At 72.8% G+C, this 24,475-nt stretch carries 26 protein-coding genes and 1 pseudogene; 18 read left to right on the top strand and 9 right to left on the bottom strand.

What is annotated here, in order from left to right; genetic code table 11:
* Positions 1-131: 131 nt before the first annotated feature.
* Positions 132-1,046: an alpha/beta hydrolase family protein gene (locus tag H7827_RS03625; protein ID WP_432742615.1), complete on the bottom strand. Its 915-nt coding sequence runs from the start codon at positions 1,044-1,046 to the stop codon at positions 132-134.
* Between the two features lie 482 nt (positions 1,047-1,528).
* Here H7827_RS03625 and H7827_RS03620 point away from each other — a divergent pair, with 482 nt between their 5' ends.
* Positions 1,529-3,184 (top strand): family 43 glycosylhydrolase, encoded by a 1,656-nt coding sequence (locus H7827_RS03620; RefSeq protein ID WP_432742613.1) that lies wholly within the window; start codon positions 1,529-1,531, stop codon positions 3,182-3,184.
* Positions 3,185-3,256: 72 nt separating this feature from the next.
* Complete coding sequence (locus tag H7827_RS03615) at positions 3,257-4,165, top strand: alpha/beta hydrolase family esterase (protein WP_432742611.1); 909 nt, start codon at positions 3,257-3,259, stop codon at positions 4,163-4,165.
* Positions 4,166-4,628: 463 nt separating this feature from the next.
* On the opposite strand, the gene H7827_RS03610 is transcribed toward H7827_RS03615, so the two are convergent.
* The 3 genes from H7827_RS03610 to H7827_RS03600 form a co-directional block, all read right to left on the bottom strand.
* Positions 4,629-5,087, bottom strand: coding sequence for a Pycsar system effector family protein (locus H7827_RS03610; protein WP_386534175.1), 459 nt, complete (start codon positions 5,085-5,087; stop codon positions 4,629-4,631).
* A gap of 148 nt (positions 5,088-5,235) precedes the next feature.
* Entirely contained in the window at positions 5,236-5,694 is a 459-nt protein-coding gene (locus tag H7827_RS03605) for an HIT family protein (protein WP_432742609.1), read from the bottom strand.
* Between the two features lie 35 nt (positions 5,695-5,729).
* Positions 5,730-6,149: a hypothetical protein gene (locus tag H7827_RS03600; protein WP_432742607.1), complete on the bottom strand. Its 420-nt coding sequence runs from the start codon at positions 6,147-6,149 to the stop codon at positions 5,730-5,732.
* A gap of 150 nt (positions 6,150-6,299) precedes the next feature.
* Between H7827_RS03600 and H7827_RS03595 the strand changes: the two genes are divergently transcribed.
* The 12 genes and pseudogenes from H7827_RS03595 to H7827_RS03540 form a co-directional block, all read left to right on the top strand.
* Positions 6,300-6,842, top strand: coding sequence for a DinB family protein (locus H7827_RS03595; protein WP_432742605.1), 543 nt, complete (start codon positions 6,300-6,302; stop codon positions 6,840-6,842).
* A gap of 106 nt (positions 6,843-6,948) precedes the next feature.
* Entirely contained in the window at positions 6,949-7,371 is a 423-nt protein-coding gene (locus tag H7827_RS03590; RefSeq protein ID WP_386534163.1) for a CBS domain-containing protein, read from the top strand.
* Between the two features lie 84 nt (positions 7,372-7,455).
* Positions 7,456-7,701 carry a hypothetical protein gene (locus tag H7827_RS03585; protein WP_030730947.1) on the top strand — a complete coding sequence of 82 codons (246 nt, stop codon included), beginning with the start codon at positions 7,456-7,458 and terminating at the stop codon, positions 7,699-7,701.
* A 96-nt stretch (positions 7,702-7,797) separates the two neighbouring features.
* Complete coding sequence (locus tag H7827_RS03580; RefSeq protein WP_432742602.1) at positions 7,798-9,837, top strand: DUF5107 domain-containing protein; 2,040 nt, start codon at positions 7,798-7,800, stop codon at positions 9,835-9,837.
* Positions 9,838-10,103: 266 nt separating this feature from the next.
* The gene (locus H7827_RS03575; protein ID WP_030730950.1) at positions 10,104-10,865 is read left to right on the top strand and encodes a DeoR/GlpR family DNA-binding transcription regulator; all 762 of its coding nucleotides are present in this window, start codon (positions 10,104-10,106) and stop codon (positions 10,863-10,865) included.
* An 83-nt stretch (positions 10,866-10,948) separates the two neighbouring features.
* Positions 10,949-12,313, top strand: a complete 1,365-nt coding sequence (locus H7827_RS03570) for an ABC transporter substrate-binding protein (RefSeq protein WP_432742600.1) — start codon at positions 10,949-10,951, stop codon at positions 12,311-12,313.
* Entirely contained in the window at positions 12,310-13,251 is a 942-nt protein-coding gene (locus H7827_RS03565) for a carbohydrate ABC transporter permease (RefSeq protein WP_030730954.1), read from the top strand. The genes H7827_RS03570 and H7827_RS03565 overlap by 4 nt, the downstream gene beginning before the upstream one ends.
* The gene (locus H7827_RS03560) at positions 13,248-14,159 is read left to right on the top strand and encodes a carbohydrate ABC transporter permease (protein ID WP_364242259.1); all 912 of its coding nucleotides are present in this window, start codon (positions 13,248-13,250) and stop codon (positions 14,157-14,159) included. Before H7827_RS03565 ends, H7827_RS03560 begins: the two co-directional genes overlap by 4 nt.
* The gene (locus H7827_RS03555; protein WP_030730960.1) at positions 14,156-15,145 is read left to right on the top strand and encodes a zinc-dependent alcohol dehydrogenase family protein; all 990 of its coding nucleotides are present in this window, start codon (positions 14,156-14,158) and stop codon (positions 15,143-15,145) included. Before H7827_RS03560 ends, H7827_RS03555 begins: the two co-directional genes overlap by 4 nt.
* Positions 15,146-15,221: 76 nt before the next feature.
* Positions 15,222-15,740 carry a DUF1772 domain-containing protein gene (locus H7827_RS03550; protein WP_432742597.1) on the top strand — a complete coding sequence of 173 codons (519 nt, stop codon included), beginning with the start codon at positions 15,222-15,224 and terminating at the stop codon, positions 15,738-15,740.
* Between the two features lie 126 nt (positions 15,741-15,866).
* Entirely contained in the window at positions 15,867-16,472 is a 606-nt protein-coding gene (locus H7827_RS03545) for a GNAT family N-acetyltransferase (RefSeq protein WP_200368465.1), read from the top strand.
* Between the two features lie 174 nt (positions 16,473-16,646).
* Positions 16,647-16,847, top strand: a pseudogene (locus H7827_RS03540) (AfsR/SARP family transcriptional regulator); the annotation flags it as partial.
* 8 nt (positions 16,848-16,855) lie between these two features.
* Here the strand turns inward: H7827_RS03540 and H7827_RS03535 are convergent.
* Positions 16,856-17,320 (bottom strand): MarR family winged helix-turn-helix transcriptional regulator, encoded by a 465-nt coding sequence (locus H7827_RS03535; protein ID WP_432742595.1) that lies wholly within the window; start codon positions 17,318-17,320, stop codon positions 16,856-16,858.
* Between the two features lie 50 nt (positions 17,321-17,370).
* On the opposite strand from H7827_RS03535, the gene H7827_RS03530 reads away from it, so the two are divergent.
* Positions 17,371-17,844 carry a MarR family winged helix-turn-helix transcriptional regulator gene (locus H7827_RS03530; RefSeq protein ID WP_432053209.1) on the top strand — a complete coding sequence of 158 codons (474 nt, stop codon included), beginning with the start codon at positions 17,371-17,373 and terminating at the stop codon, positions 17,842-17,844.
* A gap of 102 nt (positions 17,845-17,946) precedes the next feature.
* Positions 17,947-19,902, top strand: coding sequence for a BTAD domain-containing putative transcriptional regulator (locus tag H7827_RS03525; RefSeq protein ID WP_432742593.1), 1,956 nt, complete (start codon positions 17,947-17,949; stop codon positions 19,900-19,902).
* Here the strand turns inward: H7827_RS03525 and H7827_RS03520 are convergent.
* Positions 19,893-20,216, bottom strand: a complete 324-nt coding sequence (locus H7827_RS03520) for a hypothetical protein (RefSeq protein WP_234389611.1) — start codon at positions 20,214-20,216, stop codon at positions 19,893-19,895. The two genes, H7827_RS03525 and H7827_RS03520, sit on opposite strands and share 10 nt — an antisense overlap.
* A 165-nt stretch (positions 20,217-20,381) precedes the next feature.
* Positions 20,382-21,194 carry a methyltransferase domain-containing protein gene (locus tag H7827_RS03515; protein ID WP_432742591.1) on the bottom strand — a complete coding sequence of 271 codons (813 nt, stop codon included), beginning with the start codon at positions 21,192-21,194 and terminating at the stop codon, positions 20,382-20,384.
* Between the two features lie 148 nt (positions 21,195-21,342).
* Here H7827_RS03515 and H7827_RS03510 point away from each other — a divergent pair, with 148 nt between their 5' ends.
* Positions 21,343-22,380 (top strand): MBL fold metallo-hydrolase, encoded by a 1,038-nt coding sequence (locus H7827_RS03510; RefSeq protein ID WP_386534136.1) that lies wholly within the window; start codon positions 21,343-21,345, stop codon positions 22,378-22,380.
* Between the two features lie 41 nt (positions 22,381-22,421).
* Here the strand turns inward: H7827_RS03510 and H7827_RS03505 are convergent, their stop codons facing one another.
* Positions 22,422-22,988, bottom strand: coding sequence for a hypothetical protein (locus tag H7827_RS03505; protein ID WP_432742589.1), 567 nt, complete (start codon positions 22,986-22,988; stop codon positions 22,422-22,424).
* 80 nt (positions 22,989-23,068) lie between these two features.
* On the opposite strand from H7827_RS03505, the gene H7827_RS03500 reads away from it, so the two are divergent.
* Entirely contained in the window at positions 23,069-23,563 is a 495-nt protein-coding gene (locus H7827_RS03500) for a MarR family winged helix-turn-helix transcriptional regulator (RefSeq protein WP_432742587.1), read from the top strand.
* Here H7827_RS03500 and H7827_RS03495 read toward each other — a convergent pair.
* A complete protein-coding gene (locus tag H7827_RS03495) occupies positions 23,514-24,449 on the bottom strand; it encodes a helix-turn-helix transcriptional regulator (RefSeq protein ID WP_432742585.1) in 936 nt (311 codons plus the stop codon). The genes H7827_RS03500 and H7827_RS03495 overlap by 50 nt on opposite strands.
* Positions 24,450-24,475 lie beyond the last annotated feature (26 nt).

Here is a 24,475-nt window from a genome sequence, read left to right as displayed (position 1 = left end):
GCCGGACAGCCCTCCCGTCCACCCGGGCCCGATCGCTGAGGCACCGTGACGCGCCGCCGGTTCGGCGGATGGGCGACGGACCACGGGCACGGAATCCGCCTGCACCGCGCCCCCACCGCCGCTGACTCCGGTCACCCCCTCAGTGCCCCGTCCAGCCACTCCAGCAGCGCCTGTTCATACCCGGGACTGATCCGGACGGTGCCCCCCTCGGCACCTTCGGCGGCGATGGTGGGGGAGTGGTCACAGCCGGCCAACCGCACGACATCCGGCGCCGGCCTGCCCGCCCGCCCGGCGGCCTCGCGCCACAGGCGCGTGCTGTCCTCGATGGACAGCCACTGGTCGGTCTCCCCGTAGAGGGTGAGGACCGGGCAGCGCACCGCCTCGTACGCGTCACTCAGATCGGCATCCATGTCCACCCACAACTCCCGCGGCGGCACACTGAACAGGTCGGCGGCGCCCGCGTCGTAGCCGAGCAGTGGCCACCACGGCTGTCGTCCCGCCGCCGCGAACTCCTCGCGCAGGGTGTCCGCGTCACTGGTCCCCCGCACATACGCCTCCAGCGCGTCCTGGAAGCGGCTCAGCTCTCCGAGCCGGTCGGCGAAGCCGTTCTGACGGAGTTGCTGCGCCAGGCCGTAGCGCATCTGTGCCCCGGGAGTGACGCCGACCGGTGAGACCAGCGTCAGGAACGCCACCTCGTCCGGCCGGTTCGCGGCAGCCAGTGGCGCGACCCAGCCACCCTGGCTGTACCCCCACAGTCCGACCGGCATCTCGGGGATGTGCCGGCGCAGCACGGCCATCGCGGCCCGCGCGTCGGCGGCCTGTTCGGCGAACGGAACGGAACGGCCGGAGCGGGACGGCCGCCGGTCGTAGCGCAGCACCGCGATTCCGCGAGCGGGCAGGACCTGCGCGAGATGCTCATAGAGAAGGAAATCCCGTGAACCGGCGTGCGACCCGTGCAGCGGGACGACACCGCCGCGCACAGGACCCTTCGGCAGCGTCAGGGTGGCGGGAAGCCCTACCCCCTGGGAAGTGATCGTCAGCTCCATCCCGGGCATGGTGCCAGCACGCGGACCGACGCGGCCGGCCGGGTGGGTCCTCCCGCCCGCTGCTCCTCCTTCGCCTTGCTGCCCGTCCTCACGATCCGGTCCTGCCGCGGCCCGAGACCCCAAACTGCCCCGAGCTGTCGGCGAGGTGGCAGGCCGGGCCACGCGCCCTGCATGGAGCCCCACCGCACTCGGAGGTGCGCGCGGCGGGAAGCGGGAGACCGTACCGTACCCACGCCGTCCGGCGGCGAGGGTTGACGGCGCCGGAGGGTGGTTCTACGGTCCCCTCACCGCCCCGACGACCGGTGGAACGCATCCCGGAATCACGCGGACAGGACCGTCGCGCTGACGAGCGGTCTCCCCACGCGCGGGCCGCGATGGGAGCGCTCCCGCGCCGTTGGTCCCGCGTCGTGTGCCGGTCGGCGCGGCGGGCCGCTCCGGCGGCGACCGCGATCGCGCACCCCCGCACAGAGAAAGGTGACCCCATGTCCGCTTCTGGAGATCCGCACCACCCGAGCCGGCGGCGGCTGCTGACCACGGCGACCGCTCTGGTCGCGGGAACCTCACTGCCCCTGGCCGGCGCCCACGCCGCTGCGGCCGGGTTACCCGGCGCGGCTGCCCAGGAACCTCCGGGCACCGCGGCGTCGTTCACGAACCCGCTCTTCTGGCAGGACTTCGCCGACATCGACGTGATCCGCGTCGGGGACACGTACTACTACTCGGCCTCGACGATGCACTACTCGCCCGGCGCACCGATCCTGCGCTCCTACGACCTGGTGAACTGGGAGTTCGCCGGCCACTCGGTGCCACGCCTGGACTTCGGCGCCAAGTACGACCTCAGCGGTGGCCGCGGCTATGTCCGGGGCGTCTGGGCCTCGTCCCTGGCCTACCGGCCGAGCAACCGCACCTTCTACTGGCTGGGCCAGATCGACTTCGCCCGCACCTACATCTACACCGCCACCTCCGTCGAGGGCCCCTGGAGCCGGCACGCCGAACTCCCGCAGGTCTACTTCGACGCCGGGCTGCTCGTCGACTCCGACGACACGATGTACGTCGCCCATGGCAACACCCAGATCCACGTCGCCCAGTTGTCCCCGGACGGAAGAAGCCAGGTCCGCTCCCAGCAGGTGTTCTCCACCCCGTCCGGCATCGGCACGCTGGAGGGCGCCCGCTTCTACAAGATCAACGGTGCCTACTACATCTTCCTGACCCGTCCGGCCAACGGCCAGTACATCCTGCGCTCCACCAGCGGGCCCTTCGGCCCCTACACCCTGCGCCAGATCCTGCTCGACCTGCCCGGGCCCATCCCCGGCGGCGGCGTCCCCCACCAGGGCGGTCTCGTGCAGACCCAGAACGGCGACTGGTACTACCTCGCCTTCATCGACGCCTACCCCGGCGGGCGCGTCCCGGCTCTGGCCCCCATCACCTGGACCGGCGACGGCTGGCCCCAGCTCCAGCTCGTGGGCGGCGCCTGGGGCGCCGCCTACCCCGTGCCGAACCTCCCGCCCCCGCCCCGCCAGGTCGAGCCCCTCACCGGTGTCGACACCTTCCCCGGCACCACCCTCACACCCAAGTGGGAGTGGAACCACAACCCCGACCCCGCCCACTACACCGTCAACAACGGGCTGACCCTGCGCGCCGCCACCGTCACCGGCGACCTCTACTCCGCCCGCAACACGCTCACCCACCGTGTGCCCGGCCCCACGTCCACCGCGACCATCACCCTCGACCACCAGCAGATGCGTGACGGCGACCGCGCCGGCCTGGCCATGCTCCGCGACGCGTCCGCCTGGATCGGCCTCAAACGCGACAACGGGGCCACCCGTCTCGTCATGGTCGACGGCCTCACCATGGACTCCAACTGGAACACCACCGGCACCGGCAGCGAACGCGCCACCGCCCCTGTCACCGGGACCCGGATCCAGCTGCGAGCCACCGCGGACATCCGCCCGGGCGCGGGCCGCCAGGCGCGTTTCTCCTACAGCACCGACGGCATCACCTTCACCGGCCTCGGACCCGCCTTCACGCTCAACAACGCCTGGCAGTTCTTCATGGGCTACCGCTACGCCATCTTCAACCACGCCACGCAGGCCCTCGGCGGCGCGGTCACCGTCAACCGCTTCGAACTCACCACCCCCTGACCAGGAGACACCCCCCGCACCCCCTGTCCCCCCGCACCCCCCTGTCCCCCCACACCCCCACGGAGTCATCCGATGTCCCTGCGCACCCTTCTCCTCACCCCAGTCGCCCTCGCGGCAGCACTCGTCATGGCCACGGGCGGCCCAGCGGTGGGCGGCGGGCAAAGCCACGGCACCTCCACGACCCCCGCCGCGGCTTCCGCCGGATGCGGCCAGGCGCCCACGCTGGGCGACGGCAACCACACCATCCAAAGCGGCGGCAAGAACCGCAGCTTCATCCTGGACGTCCCCGACGGCTACGACCCCAACCGCCCCCACCGGCTGGTCCTCGGCTTCCACTGGTGGGGCGGCACCGCCACCGATGTCGCCACGGGCCAGACCGTGGAACGGGACGTCTGGTCCTACTACGGCCTCAAGCGACTGGCCGGCGACAGCACCGTCTTCGTCGCACCCCAGGGCATCGACAACGGCTGGCCCAACACCGGCGGCGAGGACGTCACCTTCGTCGACGACCTGCTGCGGCACATCGAGGCGGACCTCTGCGTCGACACCGAAAGGCGATTCGCCCTCGGCTTCAGCTACGGCGGTGCCATGAGCTACTCCCTGGCCTGCTCCCGGCCCGACACCTTCCGCGCCGTCGCCGTCTACGGCGCACCCGGCCAGATCAGCGGATGCAGCGGCGGGACCGGGGCCGTCGCCTACTTCGCGGCCCACGGCACCGGCGACAACATCGCCACCGGACGCTCCCTGCGCGACCGGTTCGTCCAGAACAACGGCTGCGCCGCGCAGAACCCGCCCGAGCCCGCGCAGGGCAGCCTGGGGCACATCACCACCACCTACTCCGGGTGCGCCGGCGGGAAGCCCGTCACCTGGGCGGCCTTCGACGGAGGGCACATCGCCGCCCCGCAGGACGGAGCCCCGGGTGAGAGCGGCTCCCGGACCTGGCTCCCCGGCGAGACCTGGCAGTTCTTCACCCAGTTCTGACCGCTCCGACCCGGGCCCGTCCGCCGCACGGCCACCGGCGGCCCGGGCGCGGATCCCCCGCGGTGGCTCGCGTACCGGGCCTGCCCGGCCTCACCACCCGGGCAGGCCCGCATCCCCCGCACGGACCGCCGCTATCCGGTCGGCGAGAAACCGCGGCCGACGTGGCGTCGGGTCCTGACCGGTCAGGACCCGGCGCCGGTGCCACCGACCTCGCCGGCGGTGGTATCTCCGCGAGCGGTGTGCCGTGAGGTCTTCTTCGCAGACTGCGCCGGAAGGGGGCAGCCGTCTGTGTCGTGCCATGGGACCCTGGGTCCCCCCCGCCTCAGAAGGACGCCGCGGGCTGCCGGACCCGCACCGGGGAGAGCCCGTACAACTTGGGCCGCAGCCGCTCGCCGATGACCGTGCTGCGCGGTTGATACATCGCTCCCCCCGAGTCACGGCGCCCGCTTCACGCGGGCCGCTCTCAAGAAGTCGTGTAGGCGATCAATAACCCAATTCCGGCCATGAACAGGGCCGGCACTATGAGATCAACAGCCACTTTGACCGCCCGAAATTTCCGGTGGGCCAGCGTTCCGAGCCGTATCACCCGGACCGCATCCGCATGCAGCCGCTCCTCGCTGCTCATGGCAACAACGGACGTCACGAGCGCCTGCGCGCACCCGCCTCGCGCCGGACCCTCCATCGCTGAGCGGATATGGCGGGGCAGCGATGGCCGAAGGGCGGCCAGAGCCGCAACGAGTGCTGAAACCAGCAAGCCGCACGCCACCACCAGGGAGGCCTTCGCCGGCCAGGCGGCGTTGCCCCAGTTCGACAGCGCCGCGATGTCAGCCGCGAGCAACCCCCCGGCCAGCCCACACAGGGCGGCTGCCTTGCCGTCAGCGCGCTGTACTTCGACAAACAGTTCGGATGATCTGGTCCTCATTCTGCTTGCTGCTTCCCCGGCGGCCCTGTCCTCCCCGATCCGGTTCACGAACCCTCCCGATGATGGAGTGCCTCACTGGCGCGTACTCAATATCGCTGCTTGTGGCGTGCGGAGGTGCACAGCACAGGGCACGGGGGCGGCTGATCCGTCACACACCCGCTGCCTGGGCGTTGAGCGCGGCGCGCAGGCGTGCGGCGTAGGCGTGGCGGCGGTCGGCGGGGAGCCGGTCGGGCTGTGGCGGGGTGGCGTACAGGTCGTCGCCGGGGTAGCGGGGGAAGAGGTGCTGGTGGAAGTGCCAGACGTGCTGGTCACCGGCGGGCTCGTTGTGCTGGCGGGTGGAGACCCCGGCGCAGTCGTAGGCGGTGCGCAGGGCGCGGGCCAGGGTGCGGGTGGCGTCGAAGACCGCGTGGCCGTCGGCGGTGGGGAGGTCGTAGAGGTTCTCGTGGTGGGCGAGGGGGATGATCAGCAGATGGCCCGCGTTCTTCGGCCACCACTGGGGGCAGATCAGCGCGAAGACCCGTTCGTCGCGGTAGACCACGTCGGGCTCCCGGTCCGGGGTCAGGTGGCAGAACGGGCAGTGGTAGTCGTCGGGTTCGTGGTGGTGCACAGGGGGCCTCCCCGGCCTGGTGCGGAATGGGACGGTCAGGAGCCGGCCGGCGGCCAGGCGACGAGGCCGTCGAGGACCGGCGGTTGGTAGCCGGGCCCTTTGAGTACCTTGCCGTCCGGCCGGCGCAGGACACGGCCTTCGGCGTCGACCTTGCTCATGTTGGACCGGTGGACCTCGGTGAACACGGCGGGCAGGTCGATCCCCAGCGCATCCGCGGTGCCGTAGGTGACGTAGAGGACGTCGGCCAGTTCCTTGGCCACGGCGCGGTACGCGCCGAGCGGGTCCTCGCCCGTGCGCAGGGCCTTCGCGAGGGCGGTCAGGGCCTCGGCGGCCTCGTGTGCTTCCTCGTCCAGCAACGTCCGCCGGTGTTCGGCCGTTTCGGGGAGCTCGCCCACGGCCTGACCGTCGAACGTCTCGCGGAACTCGGCAACGCGTCGCATCGGCTCGTGATCCATGACCCGACCCTAGGGCCCGTCCGAGTGGCGAGGGGAGGGCGGTCCGTATGCTCGGCGGCGGTGGGGTGTGGACGATCCGTGCGGCTCCGGCCGGGTGTGCCGCGCTCCCCGCGAGGCCCGCTCCGGGGCTTCCGGCGAAGGAGAGAAACGATGAGCGAGAATCCGACGGTACCGAGCGAGCCCGGGAAGCACATCGCCGACCCGCGTCAGCTGCTGCTCGACTACCTCGACTACTACCGCGAGGTGGTGGTGTCGAAGCTGGCCGGGCTCTCCGAGGAGGAACTGCGCAGCTCCCGGCTGCCGTCCGGGTGGGCCCCGGTGGAGCTGATCTGGCATCTGGCCCATGTGGAGCGCCGCTGGCTGCGCTGGGGATTTCTGGGCGAGGAGGTCGAGGAGCCGTGGGCCGACTGGTTCCACGGGCCCTCGGGCCCGGAGCGCTGGGCGGTGCCCGACGGGGTGAGCACGGCCGAGGTGCTGGAGACCTTCCAGCGGTACGTCGCGGACTCCCGGGCGATCACCGCGGACGTCGCGCTGGAGACGCGGGCCAAGGGGGGCGGCCGGTTCGACCCGGCCGGGCAGGCGCCGGCGCCTGCGCTGAGCTGGATCCTCTTCCACCTGCTCCAGGAGTACGCCCGGCACGCCGGTCACCTGGATGTCGTACGCGAGCTGGCGGACGGTGTCACGGGGGAGTAGCGAACCGGGACAAGCCGGACTACGGTGGAGGGAACGCCGCGATGGGCTCCCATTTCGCGCGGCCCGCGTGGCGACATCGCGAACGCGAACGCAAAGGAGTCCCGCCATGACCACCGCCGCGGACATCATGAGCCAAGGCGCCCAGTGCGTCCCGATGAACGAGACCCTGGACCGCGCCGCCCAGTTGATGCGTGAACAGAACGTGGGCGCGCTGCCGGTCTGCGACGAGAACGAGCGCATGCAGGGCATCGTCACCGACCGCGACATCGTCGTGAAGTGTGTGGCCGCCGGCCACGACCCCTCCAAGGTCCGGGCCGGGGATCTGTGCGAGGGCACTCCGCGCTGGATATCCGCCGACGCCAGCGCGGAGGACGCGCTCGCCGAGATGGAGACGCACCAGATCCGGCGGCTGCCGGTCGTCGGTGACGACAAGCGGCTGGTCGGCATGATCAGTGAGGCCGACGTGGCCAGGACGCTCACCGACGACCAGGTGGCCACGTTCGTCGAGCGTGTCTACGCCACATCCTGAGCCACCCGCCCGGCAGATCCCCGGGACGCACCTCGCCGCGCCGCTCGCCGGGCGGGCGGCGGCGGGGGCGGCCATGCTGGGAGCATGGCATCCAATCCCAGACCCCGGAAGGCCAGCGGCAGCACCCCGCTGGGGGACTTCTTCACCCCCGGCCGGATCGTCGCCCTGGTGGTCGCCGTCCTTGTCCTGATCTTCGTCTTCCAGAACACCGGGCGCACCAAAATCCGCGTCCTCATCCCCGAGGTCATCATGCCGCTGTGGCTGGCGCTGCTGGCCACCGCCCTGATCGGCCTATTCCTCGGCATGTATCTGACGCACCGCAGAAGATAAACCCCCAGGGCCCTCTTTCACCCGAGTGGGTGACCGTGTTCCATGGTCATCACAGCGCCGGTCACCCGGCCGGGGGTGAGGGGAGCGAGGGGTTTCATGACAGGAACCGGAAGCACGGCCGGCGCCGCCGCAGGACCCGGGACGACCGTCCGGCGCGGCACGCTCACGCTCCCCGCCGCGCCGCTGGGCCCGCCCAATCCGCTGCCCGCGCTGCTCCCGCCGGACGAGCCCCACCGCCTCGACCCGGCGGAGTTCGCGGTGCTGCCGCCCGACGCCGCCCGGCAGGCCGCGTACGCGCCGCTGACCTCCGTCCTGCCCGCCCCGCTGTACGACGGCTACGGCCGCGCCCGCGCCGCCACCGGGATCCCCACCCTCGTCATCGAGAACGACCGGCTGCGCGCCACCGTGCTGCCCGGCTGGGGCGGGCGCGTCCACTCCCTGTTCCACAAGGCCACCGGGCGCGAACTCCTGTACCGCAACCCGGTGCTGCAACCGGCCAACTTCGCCCTCAACGGCGCCTGGTTCTCCGGCGGCATCGAATGGAACATCGGCGCCACCGGGCACACCGCCCTGTCCTGCGCCCCGCTGCACGCCGCCGCCGTGCCCGCCCCCGACGGCGGACAGATGCTGCGGCTGTGGGAGTGGGAACGGCTGCGCGACACCCCCTTCCAGGTCGACCTGTGGCTCCCGCGGGGATCCGACTTCCTCTACGTCGGCGTTCGCATCCGCAACCCCCAGGACGGCACGACACCGGTCTACTGGTGGTCCAACACCGCCGTCCCCGAACACTCCGGCACCCGGGTCCTGGTCCCCGCCGAGCGGGCCTGGCACTTCGGCTACCGGCGCGCGCTGCGCACGGTGCCCGTCCCCGGCGACCCGGGCGGGCCGGACCGCACCCGCCCCGCCCACGGCGATCACCACCCGGCCGACTACTTCTACGACGTGCCCGCCACCGCCCGGAAGTGGATCGCCGCCCTGCGGGAGGACGGCCACGGCCTCGTCCAGACCTCCACCGCCGCCCTCCCGGGCCGCAAGCTGTTCGTGTGGGGCACAGGACCCGGCGGCCGCCGCTGGCAGCGCTGGCTCACCGAACCCGGCACCACCGGCTACGCCGAGATCCAGGCCGGCCTCGCCCGTACCCAGCTCGAACACCTCCCGCTCCCCGCGGGCGAGGAACTCAGCTGGCTGGAGGCGTACGGCCCGCTGCACGCCGACCCGGCCCACACGCACGGGCCCGACTGGGCGGACGCCCGCGCCCACACCGAACGGGCCCTGGACGCCGCACTGCCCGCCGCCACCCTCGACGCCGCCCACGCCGCCTGGCTCCCGCACGCCGACCTGGACCCCGCGGACCTCCTGCACACCGGCAGCGGCTGGGGCGCCCTGGAAGTCGCCCGCGGCGGCTACGAGCTGCCCGGCACCCCCTTCGGCCCCGACGCCCTCGGCCCCGAGCAGTGCCCCTGGCTGGAACTCCTGGAGAGCGGCCGGCTCCCCGGTCACGCCCTGCCCGCCACCCCGCCCGGACCCACCCTGGTCTCCCGCGCCTGGCGCGAGAAGCTCGAATGCGCCACCCCCGGCGGACCGCTGACCGACTACCACCTGGGCATCGCCCAATGGCACGCCGGCGACCTGGCCCAGGCCGCCCGCAGCTGGGAACGGGCCCTGGCCGAAGGCCCCAGCCCCTGGCCGCTGCGCGCCCTGGCCGTCGCCGATGCCCGCTCCGGGCAGCACGACCGCGCCGCGGAACGGGCGCTGACCGCCGCCGAACTCGCCCTGGCCGCGCCCGCCGGCCCCGCCGCCGACAGCGCCGCCGGGCCCGCGGTGACCGCCCTGGTCACCGAAGCGGTCACCGCCCTGCTGACCGCCGGACGCCCGGACGCCGCCCGCACCCTGCTGGAACGGCTGCCCGAAACCGTACGCGCCCGCGGCCGGCTGCGGCTGCTGGCCGCCCGCACCGCGCTCGCCCTCGGCGAACGCGACACCGCGCGCGCCCTCCTCGATGAGGACTTCGAGATCCCGGATCTGCGCGAGGGTGAGGAGTCCCTGCACACCACCTGGGCCGCCCTCACCGAGGACCCGCTGCCCGTTCACCACGACTTCCGGATGCGCTCCGAAGGGAGCCCGGAACCCGCCTGAACGACCGTACGGGCACGTCCCGCCGAGCCGTACGGGCCCGAAACGGGCATCCCTCCGTGCCCGTACGGGCGCCCGTACGGCACATGGAAAGCGCTGTCCGCTAACGGCCCGAAGCGACCACCCCTGCGACCGAACGGGCACAATCGGGCAGGAAAACCCGAACAGCTGCTCTGTTCCGCGCCCCGTTCCCGACGGTAGAACTCTCCGTGCGGCCCGAACGGGCAGCGACAGCAACGCAGCTGTGCGGGTAAGGAGCGTGGACGTCAATGACCGCTGAGGAACGCCAGCGCGCCATCGTCGGCGCGGCACGGCGGGCCGGCTCCGTCGAAGTGGGCGCCCTCGCCGAGGAACTCGGCGTCGCCAAGGAGACCGTACGCCGCGATCTGCGCGCCCTGGAGGCCCACGGACTGCTGCGCCGCACCCACGGCGGCGCCTACCCGGTCGAGAGCGCGGGCTTCGAGACCACGCTCGCCTTCCGCTCCACCATGCACGTCCCCGAGAAGCGGCGCATCGCGGCCGCCGCCGCCGAACTCACCGGCGAGGCCGAGACGATCTTCATCGACGAGGGCTACACCCCCCAGCTCATCGCCGAATCCCTGCCCAGGGACCGCACCCTGACCATCGTCACCGCCTCCCTGGCGATCGCCGGCACCCTCGCCACCGTGCCCGGCTTCAACGTCCTGCTGCTGGGCGGCCGGGTGCGCGGCGGGACCCTGGCCACCGTCGACCACTGGACCACCCGGATGCTGTCCGGCTTCGTCATCGACCTGGCGTTCATCGGCGCCAACGGCATCTCCCGCGAGCACGGCCTCACCACCCCCGATCCGGCCGTCAGCGAAGTCAAGCAGCAGGCCGTACGCGCCTCCCGGCGCCGCGTGTTCGCCGGCGTGCACACCAAGTTCGGTGCCGCCAGCTTCTGCCGCTTCGCCTCCGTCACCGATCTGGATGTGATCGTCACCAGCAACAGCCTCTCCACCGCCGAGGCCCACCGCTACACCCTCCAGGGCCCGCAGGTCATCCGCGTCTGAACCACGAGAACCCCGCTCTCTTCTCCGCACACCCCCGCGGGCGGTGCAACGCCGCACGCCCGGAATCACCAGGAGTACCGACCATGCGCCGCAGTCAGAGCCGACGCGCCATCCGTACCGCCGCCGCCGTCACGGTGGCCGGGGCCCTCCTCGCCTCCTGCGCCGGAGCCGGAGGAGGCTCCGGCTCGGGCGACGGTGACAGCATCAACGTCCTGATGGTCAACAACCCGCAGATGACGCAGCTGCAACGCCTCACCGCGGACCACTTCACCAAGGACACCGGGATCAAGGTGAACTTCACCGTCCTCCCGGAGAACGAGGTCCGCGACAAGATCAGCCAGGACTTCGCCAACCAGGCCGGCCAGTACGACGTCGCCACCATCAGCAACTACGAGACCTCGATCTACGCCCGCAACGGCTGGCTCCACGAGCTGGACCCGTACCTGCGCGACGACGAGGGCTACGACGTCCAGGACATCCTCACCCCCATCCAGCTGTCGCTGACCGGTGAGGACGGCAAGCTCTACGCCCAGCCGTTCTACGGCGAGTCCTCCTTCCTGATGTACCGCACCGACGTCTTCGAGGAGCACGGGCTGACCATGCCCGAGCAGCCCACCTGGACCGAGGTCGCCGAGCTCGCCGCCGAGGTGGACGCGGCCGAGTCCGGCATGAAGGGCATCTGCCTGCGCGGCCTGCCCGGTTGGGGCGAGGTCATCGCCCCGCTCACCTCCGTCGTCAACACCTTCGGCGGCACCTGGTTCACCGAGGACTGGGAAGCCCAGCTGGACTCGCCCGAGTTCACCGAGGCCACCCAGTTCTACGTCGACCTGGTGCGCGAGCACGGCCAGTCCGGCGCCGCCCAGGCCGGCTACGCCGAGTGCCTGAACAACATGGTCCAGGGCAACACCGCCATGTGGTACGACGCCACCGCCGGCGCCGGCTCCCTGGAGGCGGACGACTCCCCGGTGGCCGGCAACATCGGCTACGTGCCCGCCCCGGTCGAGCAGACCGACTCCTCCGGCTGGCTGTACACCTGGGCCTGGGGCGTCCAGGCGGCCTCCCAGAAGGCCGACACCGCTTGGGAGTTCATCTCCTGGGCCTCCAGCAAGGAGTACGAGGAGCTCGTCGGTGAGACCCTCGGCTGGTCCAACGTCCCGGCCGGCAAGCGCGCCTCCACCTACGAGAACGCGGACTACCAGGAGCACGCCGCCGCCTTCTACCAGGTGACCCACGACGCCATCGCCGCGGCCGACCCGATCAACCCCGGTGTCCAGCCCCGCCCGGTGCCCGGCATCCAGTTCGTGACCATCCCGGAGTTCGCCGACCTGGGCACGAAGGTCTCCCAGGAGATCAGCTCCGCGATCGCCGGCCGGCAGACCGTTGAGCAGGCCCTCGCCAAGTCCCAGACCCTGGCCGACGCAGTGGCCGAGGAGTACCGCAACCGATGACCACGCCGACCGCTACGGCGGCGACGCCTTCGCCCGGGGCTTCCTCCCGGGCGAAGGCGTGGGCCCTTCGCGCCCCGCTGCTGCCCGCCCTCATCTTCATGATCGTGGTCACCCAGCTGCCCTTCGTGGCCACCCTGGTGATCTCGCTCTTCGACTGGAACGCCCTCTACCCCGACGACCGTTCCTTCAACGGCTTCGGCAACTTCTCCACCGTGCTGTCCGACGACGCGCTGCGGTCCTCGGTCGTCACCACGGCCGTGCTCACCGCGTCCGTCGTGCTCATCAGTCTCGTGCTCGGCCTCGCCATCGCCCTGCTGCTGGACCGCAAGTTCCGCGGCCGGGGCCTGGTGCGCACCATGATGATCACCCCCTTCCTGCTGGTGCCGGTGGCCGCCGCCCTGATGTGGAAGCACGTCCTGTACAACCCGGAGTACGGCCTGCTCAACGGCATGCTGGTGTGGCTCGGCGACCTGCTGGGCTTCACCCCGCCGCAGCCCGACTGGATCTCCGAGATGCCGCTGCCGGCGGTCGCGGTGTCGCTGATCTGGCAGTGGACCCCGTTCATGACGCTGATCCTGCTGGCCGGCCTGCAGAGCCGCCCGCTGGAGCAGTACGAGGCGGCCCGGCTCGACGGCGCGGACAACTGGCAGATCTTCCGCCACCTGACGCTGCCGCACCTGCGGCGCTACCTGGAACTGGGAGCGCTGCTCGGCTCCATCTACATCGTGCAGAACTTCGACGCGGTGTACACCATCACCCGGGGCGGCCTGGACACGGCCAACCTGCCGTTCGCGATCTACCAGGAGTTCTACCAGGCGCAGGAGTACGGGGTGGCCTCGGCGGCCGGTGTGCTGGTGGTCATCGGCTCCCTGATCATCGCCATGTTCGCCCTGCGCGTGGTGTCCTCGCTCTTCCGCGAGGAGGGAAGCCGAGCATGAGCACGACCACAACCCCGACCACTGTCACGCCGCCGGCCAAGACGCCCCCGCCGGCCCGCAAGCCGGCCACCGGCACCCCGCGCCGCCCGCGGCGGGTGTTGTCGGCGATCCCGGCGTTCCTCGCCTGGTTCGCCGGCCTGGTCTTCTTCCTCCCCGTGGCCTGGATGGTGCTCACCTCCTTCCACGCGGAGTCGGACGCCGCCAGCAACCCGCCGGCCCTGACCGCGCCGCTGACCCTGGACAGCTACCGGGAGTTCTTCAGCTCGGACGGCGCCAGCCCCTGGCCGCCGCTGATCAACTCGCTCACCGCGTCGCTCTCCTCCACGCTGCTGGTGCTGCTGCTGGCGCTGCCCGCCGCGTACGCGCTGTCCATCCGCCCCGTGAAGGGGTGGCGGGACGCGATGTTCTTCTTCCTGTCCACGAAGATGCTGCCGGCCATCGCGGGTCTGCTGCCGCTGTACCTGTTCGCCAAGAACACCGGTCTGCTGGACAACATCTGGCTGCTCGTCCTGCTGTACACCTCGATGAACCTGCCGATCGCGGTGTGGATGCTCCAGTCCTTCCTGGCCGAGGTGCCGCCCTCGCTCATCGAGGCGGCGCAGATCGACGGCGCGAAGCTGCCGGTCATCCTCTTCCGGGTGGTGGGGCCCGTCGTGGCGCCCGGCATCGCCGCCACCTCGCTGATCTGCTTCATCTTCAGCTGGAACGAGATGCTGTTCGCCAAGGTGCTCACCGGTGTCATGGCCGAGACCGCGCCGGTGTTCCTGACCAGCTTCATCACCAGCCAGGGCCTGTTCCTGGCCCAGGTGTCCGCCGCGTCCCTCGCCATCTCCCTGCCGGTGCTCGCCGCCGGCTTCGCCGCCCAGGACAAGCTGGTCCAGGGCCTGTCGCTAGGAGCAGTCAAGTGAAAGCCGCACTCATCGAGTCCGTGGGCAAGGTCTCCCTGACCACCGTTCCCGACCCCACCCCGGGGCCGCGCGATGTGGTGGTGGAGGTCGCTGCCTGCGGGTTGTGCGGCACCGATCTGCACATTCTCCAGGGCGAGTTCGCCCCGACCCTGCCGATCGTCCCGGGCCACGAGTTCGCGGGCGAGGTCGTCGGCATCGGCAAGGACGTCACCGAGGTCGCCATCGGCGACCGGGTGGCGGTCGACCCGTCGCTGTACTGCTACGAGTGCCGCTTCTGCCGCAACGGCCACGCCAACATGTGTGAGCGCTGGGGCGCCATCGGCGTGTCGGTGCCGGGCGGGGCCGCCGAGTACGCGGTCGCGCCCGTCGCCAACTGCGTCAAGCTGCCCGAGCACGTCAGCACCCAGGACGCGGCGCTCATCGAGCCGCTGTCCTGCGCGGTGCGCGGCTACGACGTGATGAACTCCGTGCTCGGCGCGCGCGTGCTCATCTACGGCTCGGGCACCATGGGCCTGATGATGCTGGAGCTGGCCAAGCGCACCGGCGCCAGCGGCGTGGACATCGTCGACATCAACCCCGAGCGCCTGGCCACCGCCCGCACCCTGGGCGTCAGCGCGGCGGCCGGCTCGGCGGACGAGCTGGACCGGCCGCAGGGCTGGGAGATCGTCATCGACGCCACCGGCAACGCCGCCGCCATCCAGGACGGCCTGGGCCGGGTCGCGAAGGCCGGCACGTTCCTCCAGTTCGGCGTCGCCGACTACGCGACCACGGCCACCATCGAGCCGTACAAGATCTACAACCAGGAGATCACCATCACCGGCTCCATGGCGGTGCTGCACAGCTACGAGCGGGCCGCCGACCTGTTCGCCAGCGGCATCCTGGACCCGCAGATCTTCATCAGCGACCGCCTCCCGCTGGACCAGTACCCGCAGGCGCTGGACCAGTTCGCGAAGGGCGTAGGCCGCAAGATCGTGGTCACCCCGTAACGCGCTGGACGCTCACGCATGGAGCCGCGCCTCTCGACGATGGAGAGGCGCGGCTCCGCGCGTTTGACTGGCCGGCATGGCAATCCTGGCGGCGGCCCTGCTGGCCGCGACCCTGTTGACGGCCGCCTGTGTGGCGGGCGTGTTCTTCGCCTTCTCGGTGGCGGTGATGCCCGGCCTGAACGCCGTGGACCCCGCGCACTCGGTCACGGCGATGCAGAGCGTCAACGAACGCATCCTCAACCCGCTCTTCCTCGGGGCCTTCGTCGGCGTGCCGCTGCTGGCGGCGGGCGGCGGCGTCGTGCTGCTGCTCCTGGGGGAAAGGGGCGCCGCGCTCGCGCTGTTCGCGGCGGCGGGGACGTACGTGCTGGGCGCGTTCGCCCCCACCGCGATGGTGAACGTTCCGCTGAACGACGTGCTGGCGGCGGCCGGTACCCCCGAATCGGCCGAGCACGCCGCGCGGCTGTGGGCCGACTACGCGCCGCGCTGGACCGCCTGGAACACCGCGCGGGCCGTCCTCGGCGCGCTCACCGTCCTGCTGACGGCCCTCGCCCTGTACCTGTGGGCGCGCGGCCCCGCCGCCGGGCGCGCGGGATGAGCGGCGCGCGCCGGACAGCGCCCCGAGCCCGGCCGGGGCCCGGCCCGGACACCCGGACCCGGGCCTGCGGCACGGCCGGCAAAAACGGTTGCCGCCGCGACGAGGCATGGTGAGGATGGTCCGGTGATCAGCTCGCCCGACCCCCGCTCCGCCTCCGTACGCCCCCTCACGGACGCCGACGTCCCCACCGCCGTCGACACCCTCGCCCGGGCCTTCGCCGACTACCCGTTCACGCGGCACGTCATCGCCGCGGACGGCCACGAGGACCGGGTCCGGCGCTTCCAGGAGCTGTGTCTGACCCGTATCGGCAGGGAGTACGGCCGCGTGTGGGCCGCCGACGGCGGCCGTGCCGTGGCCGTCTGGGCGGTGCCCGGCCAGGACCCGTCACCCGCCTTCGAGGCACTCGCACCCGTCTTCGCCGAACTCAGCGGCGACCGGGCCGCCGCCTACGCCTCGGCGGAAGAGGCCCTCGCACCCCACCGGCCGCAGGAACCGGGCTGGTTCCTGGAGACGGTGGCCACCGCCCCCGAGGCACAGGGCCGGGGCCTGGGCAGCGCGGTGCTGCTCCCAGGGCTCCGGGAAGCCGGACAGGCGGGAGTGCCAGTGTTCCTGGAGACATCGAGCGAGCGCAACGTCACCTTCTACGAGCGGCTCGGTTTCCGGGTCACGGCCGATGTCCGCCTGCCCGACGACGGCCCCCGCACCTGGTGCATGCGCAAGGACCCGCGCTGAGACACGCCGCGGGCCCGGCGGGCCGGCCGGGCCCCTCCATCGCGTCCATCGGGCCAGCCGCTCCCGCAGCCGGGCCGCCACCCCGGCCGGCGCCTCCTCGGCCATGAAGTGACCCCAGCCGACCCCTGCGACCCTCCACGGCGCGAACGAGCAGCCAATGAGTACGGTGAACGGGTGCGGGTCGACTTCGAAGTGCTGGGGCCGGTCACGGCACGGGACGCGGACAGCGGGCGTCCGATCGCCCTCAAGGGGCCGCGCCACCGCGCCGTCCTCGCCCGGCTGCTCGTCGCCCGCCGCCGCGTCGTCCCCGTCCCCCGGCTGGTCGCCGACCTGTGGGACGAGCCGCCGGCCGGTGCCGTACCGGCCCTGCGCACCGCTGACGGCTACCGGCCGGGCGTTTCGACCGCCAGGGCGTCGAGATGGGTGGCGACCCTCTGGAGCAGTTCCATCAACACCGTGTACTGCTCGGGCGAGAGACTTTCCATCATCCGAACTCTCAGCACCCCGGTCTGCTCGGAGATCCTCTGGTGCGCCCGTCGGCCCTCGCCGGTCAGTGTCACAGCCCCGTCCTCAGCCGTGGACGTCCAGCCACGCTCGGCAAGCCGGTCGACGCACGGGCGCGTGGTCGGCTCGTCGGGAGAGAGGAACGCGGCCATCGTGTCGTCGAGTTCGGCGACGGTGATCGGGCCGTACGAGAGGGTGTTCAGTACCTGCCACCCCCGCCGGTTCAGACCGTCCCTGGCGAACAGCCGGCTCATGTGCTCCTCGATCGCCCTGTCGATGTGCTTCAGCCAGTAGCCGAACGGCCGCTGCTCGCGAACGTTGGGCTGCTGGGGCAGGCCGGTCATGACCATCACCCCTATGCATGTATTTTGACAACTGTTGTAATCTAGCATGCATGTCGAAGAGGGAACAGGACGAGGCGGTCGCCGCCGTCGAACGGGCGATGGTGGCGATCCGCCGCAGCCAGACCCGCCGGTCACTGGGGCGGCTGGCGCCACGCGATGGCGGCAGGCCGATCGACCCCACGCTGTTCAGCGTGCTGGATGTCATCGAGGACCGTGACACACCGTGCTCCGTCACGGACGTCGCCACCGCGCTCGGCGTCGACCAGCCGAGGGCGAGCCGGCTGGTGCTCCGTGCCGTCGGGGAAGGATTGCTGGAGCGCAGGACCGACCCGTCCGATGCCCGGCGCACGCTGATCACCCTGACCGGCTCCGGGCAGGAACAACTCGACCGCACACACCGGTTCCGGCAGGAGGTCTTCGCGCGGGTGATGGCGGACTGGCCCGACACCGACCGGTCCGAGTTCGCCCGGCTCATCACCACATTCGTCACCTCGTTCGCCCAGATGACCCCCGACGCCGACTGAGTCCCCCGGCGCGCGGCGGGTGGAGCCGAGCGCGCGGCTCGGAAGGACCCGTGCCGTCACCCTTCGGGGCGCGGGCGCGCGGCCGGTGAGTACCGTGAGGGGGTGCGGGTGGAGTTCGAGGTACTGGGGCCGGTCACGGCACGGGACGCGGACAGCGGGCGTCCGATCGCCCTCAAGGGGCCGCGCCACCGCGCTGTCCTCGCCCGGCTGCTCGTCGCCCGCCGCCGCGTCGTCCCCGTTCCCCGGCTGGTCGCCGACCTGTGGGACGAGCCGCCGGCCGGTGCCGTACCGGCCCTGCGCACCTTCGTCGCCGCCCTGCGCCGCGCCCTGGAGCCGGACCGCCCGCCCCGCACCCCCGCCCGGCTGCTGATCACTGAGGGCCCCGGGTACGCGCTGCGCGCCGACCCGGCGACGGTGGACGCCGAGCGGTTCTCCTCGGCGGTCGCCGCCGCCACCACCCCCGACGCGCTGGCCGAGGCCCTGGCCCTGTGGCGCGGACCGGCCTACGCGGACGTCGCCGACGCCCCCTGGGCCCGTACCGAACGCTCCCGGCTGGGCGAACTGCGGTTGCAGGCCGTGGAGCGCCGCGCCGCGCTGCTGCTGGACCGGGGCCGCGCGGCCGAGGCCGTCCCCGACCTGGACGCCCACGCCGCCGAGCACCCCTGGCGCGAGGACGGCTGGCGGCTGCTGGCCCTGGCCCTCTACCGCACCGGCCGCCAGGGCGAAGCGCTGGCCGTGTTGCGCCGGGCCCGCGCGCTGCTGGTCGAGCAACTGGGGGTGGACCCCGGGCCCGCGCTGCGCCGCCTGGAGGCGGACATCCTGGCCCAGTCCGGGCACCTGGAGGGCACGGCGGGCGGGGTGGAGCAGGTGTGGGAACGCACGGCCGCCGCCTACGACCGCGCGGTGGGCGGCGGCTCCCGGGTCCGGCTGGAGTCGACGGTGGGGCTGCTGCGCGAGCTGGCGGTCACCGGGGGCGGCGGCCTGGAGGCCGCCCGCGATCAGCGGACGGCCGCCGTCGCGGCGGCGGAGGAGCTGGGCGACCCCGAACTGACGGCACGGGTGATCGGCGCGTACGACGTCCCCGCGATCTGGACCCGGGTGGACGACCCGGAGCAGGCCGCCCGGGTGGTGGCCTCCGCCGAGCGCACCCTGGCCGCCCTGCCGCCGGACGCGCACCCGGCCGCGCGGGCCCGGCTGCTGGCCACCGTCGCCGTCGAGTCGCGCGGAACACGGTCGGCACGGGGCCCGCGGGCCGCGGGGGAGGCGGTGCGGCTGGCGCGCGAGCTGGGCGACGCGCCGCTGCTGGCGTTCGCGCTGAACGGCCTGTTCATGCAGAGCTGCCGGGGGTCGGGGCTCGCCGGCCGGCGGGAGGAGATCGGCGCCGAGCTGGTGACGCTCGGCGAACGCCACGCGTTGCCCAGCTACGGGATCCTCGGCCGGCTGATCCGCCTGCAGGCGCGGTGCGCCCGGGCCGACTTCGCCGGGGCGGACGCCCAGGCTGCGGCGGCCGAACGGCTCGCCGAACGCTACGACCGACCGCTGGTCGGGGTGTTCACGCAGTGGTACGGGGCGCTGAAGCTCGCCGAGACCGGCACCGTACCCCAGGCGGAGGCGGCGTACCGGGCGGCGGCCGACGGGCTGCCCGACGCCGGAATGCCGGGCCTGGCGGCGGGCCTGCTGCCGCTGGCCCTGCTCGGCCTGCGGATACGGCACGGCCTTCCCCCGGAGCCGGAGCCGGAGCTGGAGCCGGAGGCGGCGGCGCCCGGCGCGGCGTTCCGGGCGGCGGACTGGGGCCCGTACGCACCGTGGACCCGCCCGCTGCTCCTGCTGGCCCGCAACCGCCGCGCCGAGGCCGCCGCGGCGCTGCGTGCCCTCCCACCACCCCCCTACGACCTGCTGTACGAGGCGATGTGGTGCCTGACGGCGAGGGCCGCCGCGCTGCTGGGGGACCGGGAGACGCTGCGTCGGGCCCGGGCCGAACTCGCCCCCGCCGCCGGCGAACTGGCCGGCGCGGGCAGCGGTCTGCTGACCCTGGGCCCGGTCGCCGACTACCTCTGAGCGGCCCGGACGTCCCCGGCCCCGTTCTGCGTCCGCCGGGTGCCCGTGAACGCCACCAGCACCCCGGCCAGCAGCAGTGCGCTGCCGGACAGGGTGCCCCATTGGCGGGTGGCGATGTCATCGACCAGGAGCAGGAAGACCGCCTGCCAGCACAGCGCGACGGCGACGATCAGCTGGCCCCAGCCGTAGCGGCGGGGGCTGCGGACCGCGCGGCGGCTCGTCGGCAGCACCCGGCCCCGGGTGAGGGCGGCCACCCCGGCGGCGGTCAGGAACACGGCCGGCAGCACGAGGAGCGCACCGATGAACAGTTTCATACGTCTCCTCTGTGCGACGGGCGATGCGCCCAGCAGATTATCGGCGGCGGACTCCGGTCCTGACCGCCCTGGAACGAAGCGTGAGCCCCGAGGCAGTACGGGACCGGGCCGTCGCCCGTGCTGCCCGCCGCGCGTACGGCCCGACTCCACGGCCGCGGCTCCCCTTCAGCCCCGGCACAGCACCTCACCGTTGAGGACCGCGAACCAGCCGTCCGCCGCGTGGCCCCACTCCCGCCAGGACTGCGCGATCCGCTCCAGTTGGGCGCGGGTGGCGTACCCGCCCTCCACCGCGCGGTCGGCGTAGGCGGAGGCGACGGTACGTTCCGCCCACAGGCCGCTCCACCAGGAGCGTTCGGCCTCGGTGGCGAAGGTCCACACCGTGGCGGAGGACCGCACGTCCGTGAAGCCGGCCCGGCGCGCCCAGGACAGCAGGCGGCGTCCGGCGTCCGGTTCGCCGCCGTTGGCCCGGGCCACCTTCCGGTACAGCGTCAGCCACTCCTCCAGGCCCGGCACCCGCGGATACCAGGTCATGGCCGCGTAGTCGGCGTCCCGCACCGCCACCACCCCGCCCGGACGGGTCACGCGGCGCATCTCGCGCAGGGCCGTGACCGGGTCGGCGAGGTGTTGCAGCACCTGGTGAGCGTGCACGACGTCGAACGCCTCGTCGGGGAACTCCAGGGCCAGTGCGTCGCCGGTGGCGAAGCGGATGTTGGCGGTGCCGCGCCGCTGGGCGGCGGCCCTCGCCTGGTCCAGTACGCCGGGTTCCGCGTCCAGCGCCACCACCTCGCCGCCGTCCCCGGCGACCCGGTCCGCCAGGTCGGCGCTGATGGTTCCCGGCCCGCAGCCCACATCGAGCAGCCGCCGGCCGGGCCGCAGCTCGGGCAGCAGATAGCCGGCGGAGTTCTCGGCGGTGCGCCAGCGGTGCGAGCGCAGGACGGAGTCGTGGTGGCCATGGGTGTACGTCGCGTCGTTCGCCATGCCGGCCAGTCTGCTCGCCGTCTCGGATAGTGGGCCATATCCGTCCGGCATATGGACGACCTGGGAGTCGGGTCACCGTGACGGCCCACCGGGATTGCCGTCCGGGGCGACCTCGCCCTGTATGGAGACAGCACCCGGGAGGCCCCGTATGACCGAACCGCATGCTCCCGCCCAGCAGGCCCCGCGCCCGCTGGGCGAACGCCGCACCTGGCCGCGCAGCTTCATGGACCGGCTCACCAGCCCCCGCCCCGGGCTCACCGCCCTGCTGCGCACCGCCCGGCAGAACGGCGGGCTGCGGCCGGGTCAGGACACCCTGCGGCAGACCGCCGAGCTGCCGTTCGCCCCGGCGCCGCTGCCGGAGGCGGAGGCCGGGGCGCTCGCTGTCACCTGGGTCGGCCACGCCAGCTGGGTGATCCGCGTCGGCGGCCTCACCGTGCTCACCGACCCCGTGTGGTCCCGCAAGATCCTCGGCACCCCGGCCCGGGTCACCCCGCCCGGGGTGGCCTGGGACGACCTGCCGCCCGTCGACGCCGTCGTCATCTCCCACAACCACTACGACCACCTCGACGCCCCGACCCTCAAACGGCTGCCGCGCGCCACCCCGCTGTTCGTCCCGGCCGGCCTCGCCCCCTGGTGCCGGCGCCGCGGCTTCATCCGGGTCACCGAGCTGGACTGGTGGGAGGCCGCCGAACTGCCCGCGCCGGACGGCCGTACCGCCGCCGTACGGTTCGACTTCGTGCCCGCCCACCACTGGTCGCGGCGCGGTGTGGCCGACACCTGCCGCACGCTGTGGGGCGGCTGGGTGCTCACCGCCCGCTCGGGGCGGCGGGTGTACTTCGCCGGGGACACCGGCTACGGCCACTGGTTCACCGAGATCGGCGCCCGCTACCCGGGGATCGATCTGGCGCTGCTGCCCATCGGGGCGTACGCGCCCCGCCGGCTCCAGCAGCAGGTGCACACCGACCCCGAGGAGGCTGTCGCCGCCTGCCAGGACGTCGGCGCGACCCGGATGGCCCCGATGCACTGGAGCACGTTCCTGCTGTCCACCGAGCCTCCGCTGGAACCCCTGGACCGGGTACGCACGGCCTGGGAGGCAGCCGGGCGGCCCCGCCAGGATCTGTGGGACCTGCCGATCGGCGCCTCCCGGGTCCTGGAGGACGGCGCCCGCGAGGCACGCGGCTTCTAGGTGCGGCCACGGGTGCCCGGCGGCGCGGGCCGGGTGATCCGTCAGGGAGTGTGCCGCTCGCCGAGCACGGCGTGCCGTACCCGGCAGGCATACCAGGCCGCGGCGAAGCAGATCACCAGATAGAGGGTGACCGCCTGGGCGGCGTAGTGGGGGTAGTGGAACTCCCAGGCGGGCGCGGCCGGGTCGAGGGCGTGCGCCGGGTTGGCCCAGACGTGCGGCATCATCCACGCGATCACCGCGCCGGCGCCCTGCGCCGCGCCGTAGAGGACGGCGAACTCGGCGAGCAGCCACAGGTGGGTCCGGCGCGCCCCGCGCAGCAGGCTGCTTGTCGCCGCGCGGGCGCGGCCGAGGCGCCATCGCTCACCCGCCGGGGCGGCGAAGGCGCTGACCTCGGGTGCCAGGACCACCGCGGCGACGACGAGCACGAGCAGCACGGTGACGCTGATCGCCATCGCGGTCTCCGAGGTGACCCGGCTGCGCAGGGTGGGGCTCAGCAGCAGCACCAGGAGTGGCAGATAAGCGATGAGTCCGGCGCCGTAGGTGCGGAGCAGGGCGGTGGGCGAGGGCCGGCCGCGGGGGCGCGTGGCGGCCCAGGAGGCGATGGTCATGGCGTTCACCCTGCCATGTGTTTCACCAAAGTGAAAGAGTTTTTTTCACCGGAGTGAAGGAACGGCTAGCCTGAGCTGCCATGGACTCCGAACACGGTCAGCTGTCCGAGGGAGCCCGGCTGGGCCGTGAGCTGAGCCTGCGCGTGGTGGTCTTCCACGAGGCCGTCGCCGCCCGGCTCGGGGTCAACGCCACGGAGCACAAGGTCCTGGGCCTCATCGGCGCGCGATCCGGCGTGACACCGGGACAGCTGGCCACCGCGACGGGGCTCAGCCACGCCGCCATCACCAAGATCACCAACCGGCTGGTGCACCTCGGCCACGTGAGCCGGGAACGTGACCCCTCCGACGGCAGAAAGGTGACCCTGCGCCCCACCACCGGCCACCGGCGTTCCACCGCGGAGGCGATGGCACCCCTGGCCGCGCACATGAGCCGGGTCACCGAGCGATTCACCCCGGAGGAGCTGCGGGTCATCGGGCGCTGGGTCGTGGCCACCGGCGAGGCGCTTCAGCAGGCCACCGCCGAGGTCACCGCCGAGGACGCCGCTCCCCCCGCCCCGGCTCCCGAGAGCCCCTGACCTCCGCACCCCGGCCCCTGGACGGGGCGCAGTGGGGGAGGAGCCGCAGCGCCTCGTGCGAGGGCGAGCCGGGTTCGGTGACCGCCAGGACCAGGAGCTGGTCCTCCTCCTGCGGGATCGCCAGGCTCTGCTGGGTCACGGTGAGCGAGCCGACCAGCGGGTGCCGCATCTCATAGCTGGCCAGCTCGCACGGACCGACGCCGTGGTCGTTCCACATCGCCGAGAATTCGTGGCTCTTGACGGTGAGTTCGCCGACGAGGGAGGCGAGCAGCGGGTCATCGGGGTACCGTCCGGCCACCATGCGCAGATTGCGGACCACCGCCCTGGCCTTGGCGGGCCAGTCCGCGTACAGCGCCCGGGTGTGCGGGTCGGTGAAGATCAGCCGCGCGAGATTGGGCCTCCCGGCCGGGTTCCCCGGGGCGCCGCGGTCCAGATGGCCGGCGAACAGGGCGTGGCCCAGCCCGTTCCAGGCCAGGACGTCGGCCCGCCGCCCGCTGACCAGCGCCGGGACCTGCTCCAGGGTGGCGAGCAGGGCGAGCGTGGCGGGACCGGCGTGCTCAGGGGGCGGACGGTGCGCGGTACGGCCCCGGGCAGGCCGCTTGGCGGCCTCGGCGAGATCGTGCAGATGGCGCCGTTCCGCCGCGCTCAGCCGCAGCGCACGGGCCAGGGCGTCCAGCACTTCGGGGGAGGCACCCACCGACTGCCCCTGCTCAAGGCGCGTGTAGTACGAGGCGCTCACCCCGGCGAGCTGGGCGAGTTCCTCGCGGCGCAGTCCGGTCACCCGTCGCCGGCCCCCGTAGTCCCGCAGGCCGACATCCGCCGGTCGCAGCCGGGAACGCCGGGTGTGGAGAAAGTCGCCGAGCCGACCGCGTTCGCTCGCACTCATGCCTCCCAGTGTGCCCGGCCGGACCG

Origin of the sequence: Streptomyces sp. JH002 (assembly GCF_050916115.1) — a bacterium.
GTDB classification, from domain to species: domain Bacteria; phylum Actinomycetota; class Actinomycetes; order Streptomycetales; family Streptomycetaceae; genus Streptomyces; species Streptomyces xiamenensis.
This window is presented reverse-complemented; position numbering and strand designations above follow the sequence as displayed.

What these genes read in the sequence shown, in the direction of transcription:
- H7827_RS03515 (WP_432742591.1), bottom strand. Translation starts at nt 21,194, where the DNA reads ATGGCGAACGACGCGACGTACACCCATGGCCACCACGACTCCGTCCTG.
- H7827_RS03535 (WP_432742595.1), bottom strand. Translation starts at nt 17,320, where the DNA reads ATGACCGGCCTGCCCCAGCAGCCCAACGTTCGCGAGCAGCGGCCGTTC.
- H7827_RS03570 (WP_432742600.1), top strand. Translation starts at nt 10,949, where the DNA reads ATGCGCCGCAGTCAGAGCCGACGCGCCATCCGTACCGCCGCCGCCGTC.
- H7827_RS03500 (WP_432742587.1), top strand. Translation starts at nt 23,069, where the DNA reads ATGGACTCCGAACACGGTCAGCTGTCCGAGGGAGCCCGGCTGGGCCGT.
- H7827_RS03580 (WP_432742602.1), top strand. Translation starts at nt 7,798, where the DNA reads ATGACAGGAACCGGAAGCACGGCCGGCGCCGCCGCAGGACCCGGGACG.
- H7827_RS03550 (WP_432742597.1), top strand. Translation starts at nt 15,222, where the DNA reads ATGGCAATCCTGGCGGCGGCCCTGCTGGCCGCGACCCTGTTGACGGCC.
- H7827_RS03495 (WP_432742585.1), bottom strand. Translation starts at nt 24,449, where the DNA reads ATGAGTGCGAGCGAACGCGGTCGGCTCGGCGACTTTCTCCACACCCGG.
- H7827_RS03625 (WP_432742615.1), bottom strand. Translation starts at nt 1,046, where the DNA reads ATGGAGCTGACGATCACTTCCCAGGGGGTAGGGCTTCCCGCCACCCTG.
- H7827_RS03615 (WP_432742611.1), top strand. Translation starts at nt 3,257, where the DNA reads ATGTCCCTGCGCACCCTTCTCCTCACCCCAGTCGCCCTCGCGGCAGCA.
- H7827_RS03510 (WP_386534136.1), top strand. Translation starts at nt 21,343, where the DNA reads ATGACCGAACCGCATGCTCCCGCCCAGCAGGCCCCGCGCCCGCTGGGC.
- H7827_RS03520 (WP_234389611.1), bottom strand. Translation starts at nt 20,216, where the DNA reads ATGAAACTGTTCATCGGTGCGCTCCTCGTGCTGCCGGCCGTGTTCCTG.
- H7827_RS03505 (WP_432742589.1), bottom strand. Translation starts at nt 22,988, where the DNA reads ATGACCATCGCCTCCTGGGCCGCCACGCGCCCCCGCGGCCGGCCCTCG.
- H7827_RS03595 (WP_432742605.1), top strand. Translation starts at nt 6,300, where the DNA reads ATGAGCGAGAATCCGACGGTACCGAGCGAGCCCGGGAAGCACATCGCC.
- H7827_RS03600 (WP_432742607.1), bottom strand. Translation starts at nt 6,149, where the DNA reads ATGGATCACGAGCCGATGCGACGCGTTGCCGAGTTCCGCGAGACGTTC.
- H7827_RS03610 (WP_386534175.1), bottom strand. Translation starts at nt 5,087, where the DNA reads ATGAGGACCAGATCATCCGAACTGTTTGTCGAAGTACAGCGCGCTGAC.
- H7827_RS03590 (WP_386534163.1), top strand. Translation starts at nt 6,949, where the DNA reads ATGACCACCGCCGCGGACATCATGAGCCAAGGCGCCCAGTGCGTCCCG.
- H7827_RS03565 (WP_030730954.1), top strand. Translation starts at nt 12,310, where the DNA reads ATGACCACGCCGACCGCTACGGCGGCGACGCCTTCGCCCGGGGCTTCC.
- H7827_RS03620 (WP_432742613.1), top strand. Translation starts at nt 1,529, where the DNA reads ATGTCCGCTTCTGGAGATCCGCACCACCCGAGCCGGCGGCGGCTGCTG.
- H7827_RS03575 (WP_030730950.1), top strand. Translation starts at nt 10,104, where the DNA reads ATGACCGCTGAGGAACGCCAGCGCGCCATCGTCGGCGCGGCACGGCGG.
- H7827_RS03530 (WP_432053209.1), top strand. Translation starts at nt 17,371, where the DNA reads ATGTCGAAGAGGGAACAGGACGAGGCGGTCGCCGCCGTCGAACGGGCG.
- H7827_RS03585 (WP_030730947.1), top strand. Translation starts at nt 7,456, where the DNA reads ATGGCATCCAATCCCAGACCCCGGAAGGCCAGCGGCAGCACCCCGCTG.
- H7827_RS03560 (WP_364242259.1), top strand. Translation starts at nt 13,248, where the DNA reads ATGAGCACGACCACAACCCCGACCACTGTCACGCCGCCGGCCAAGACG.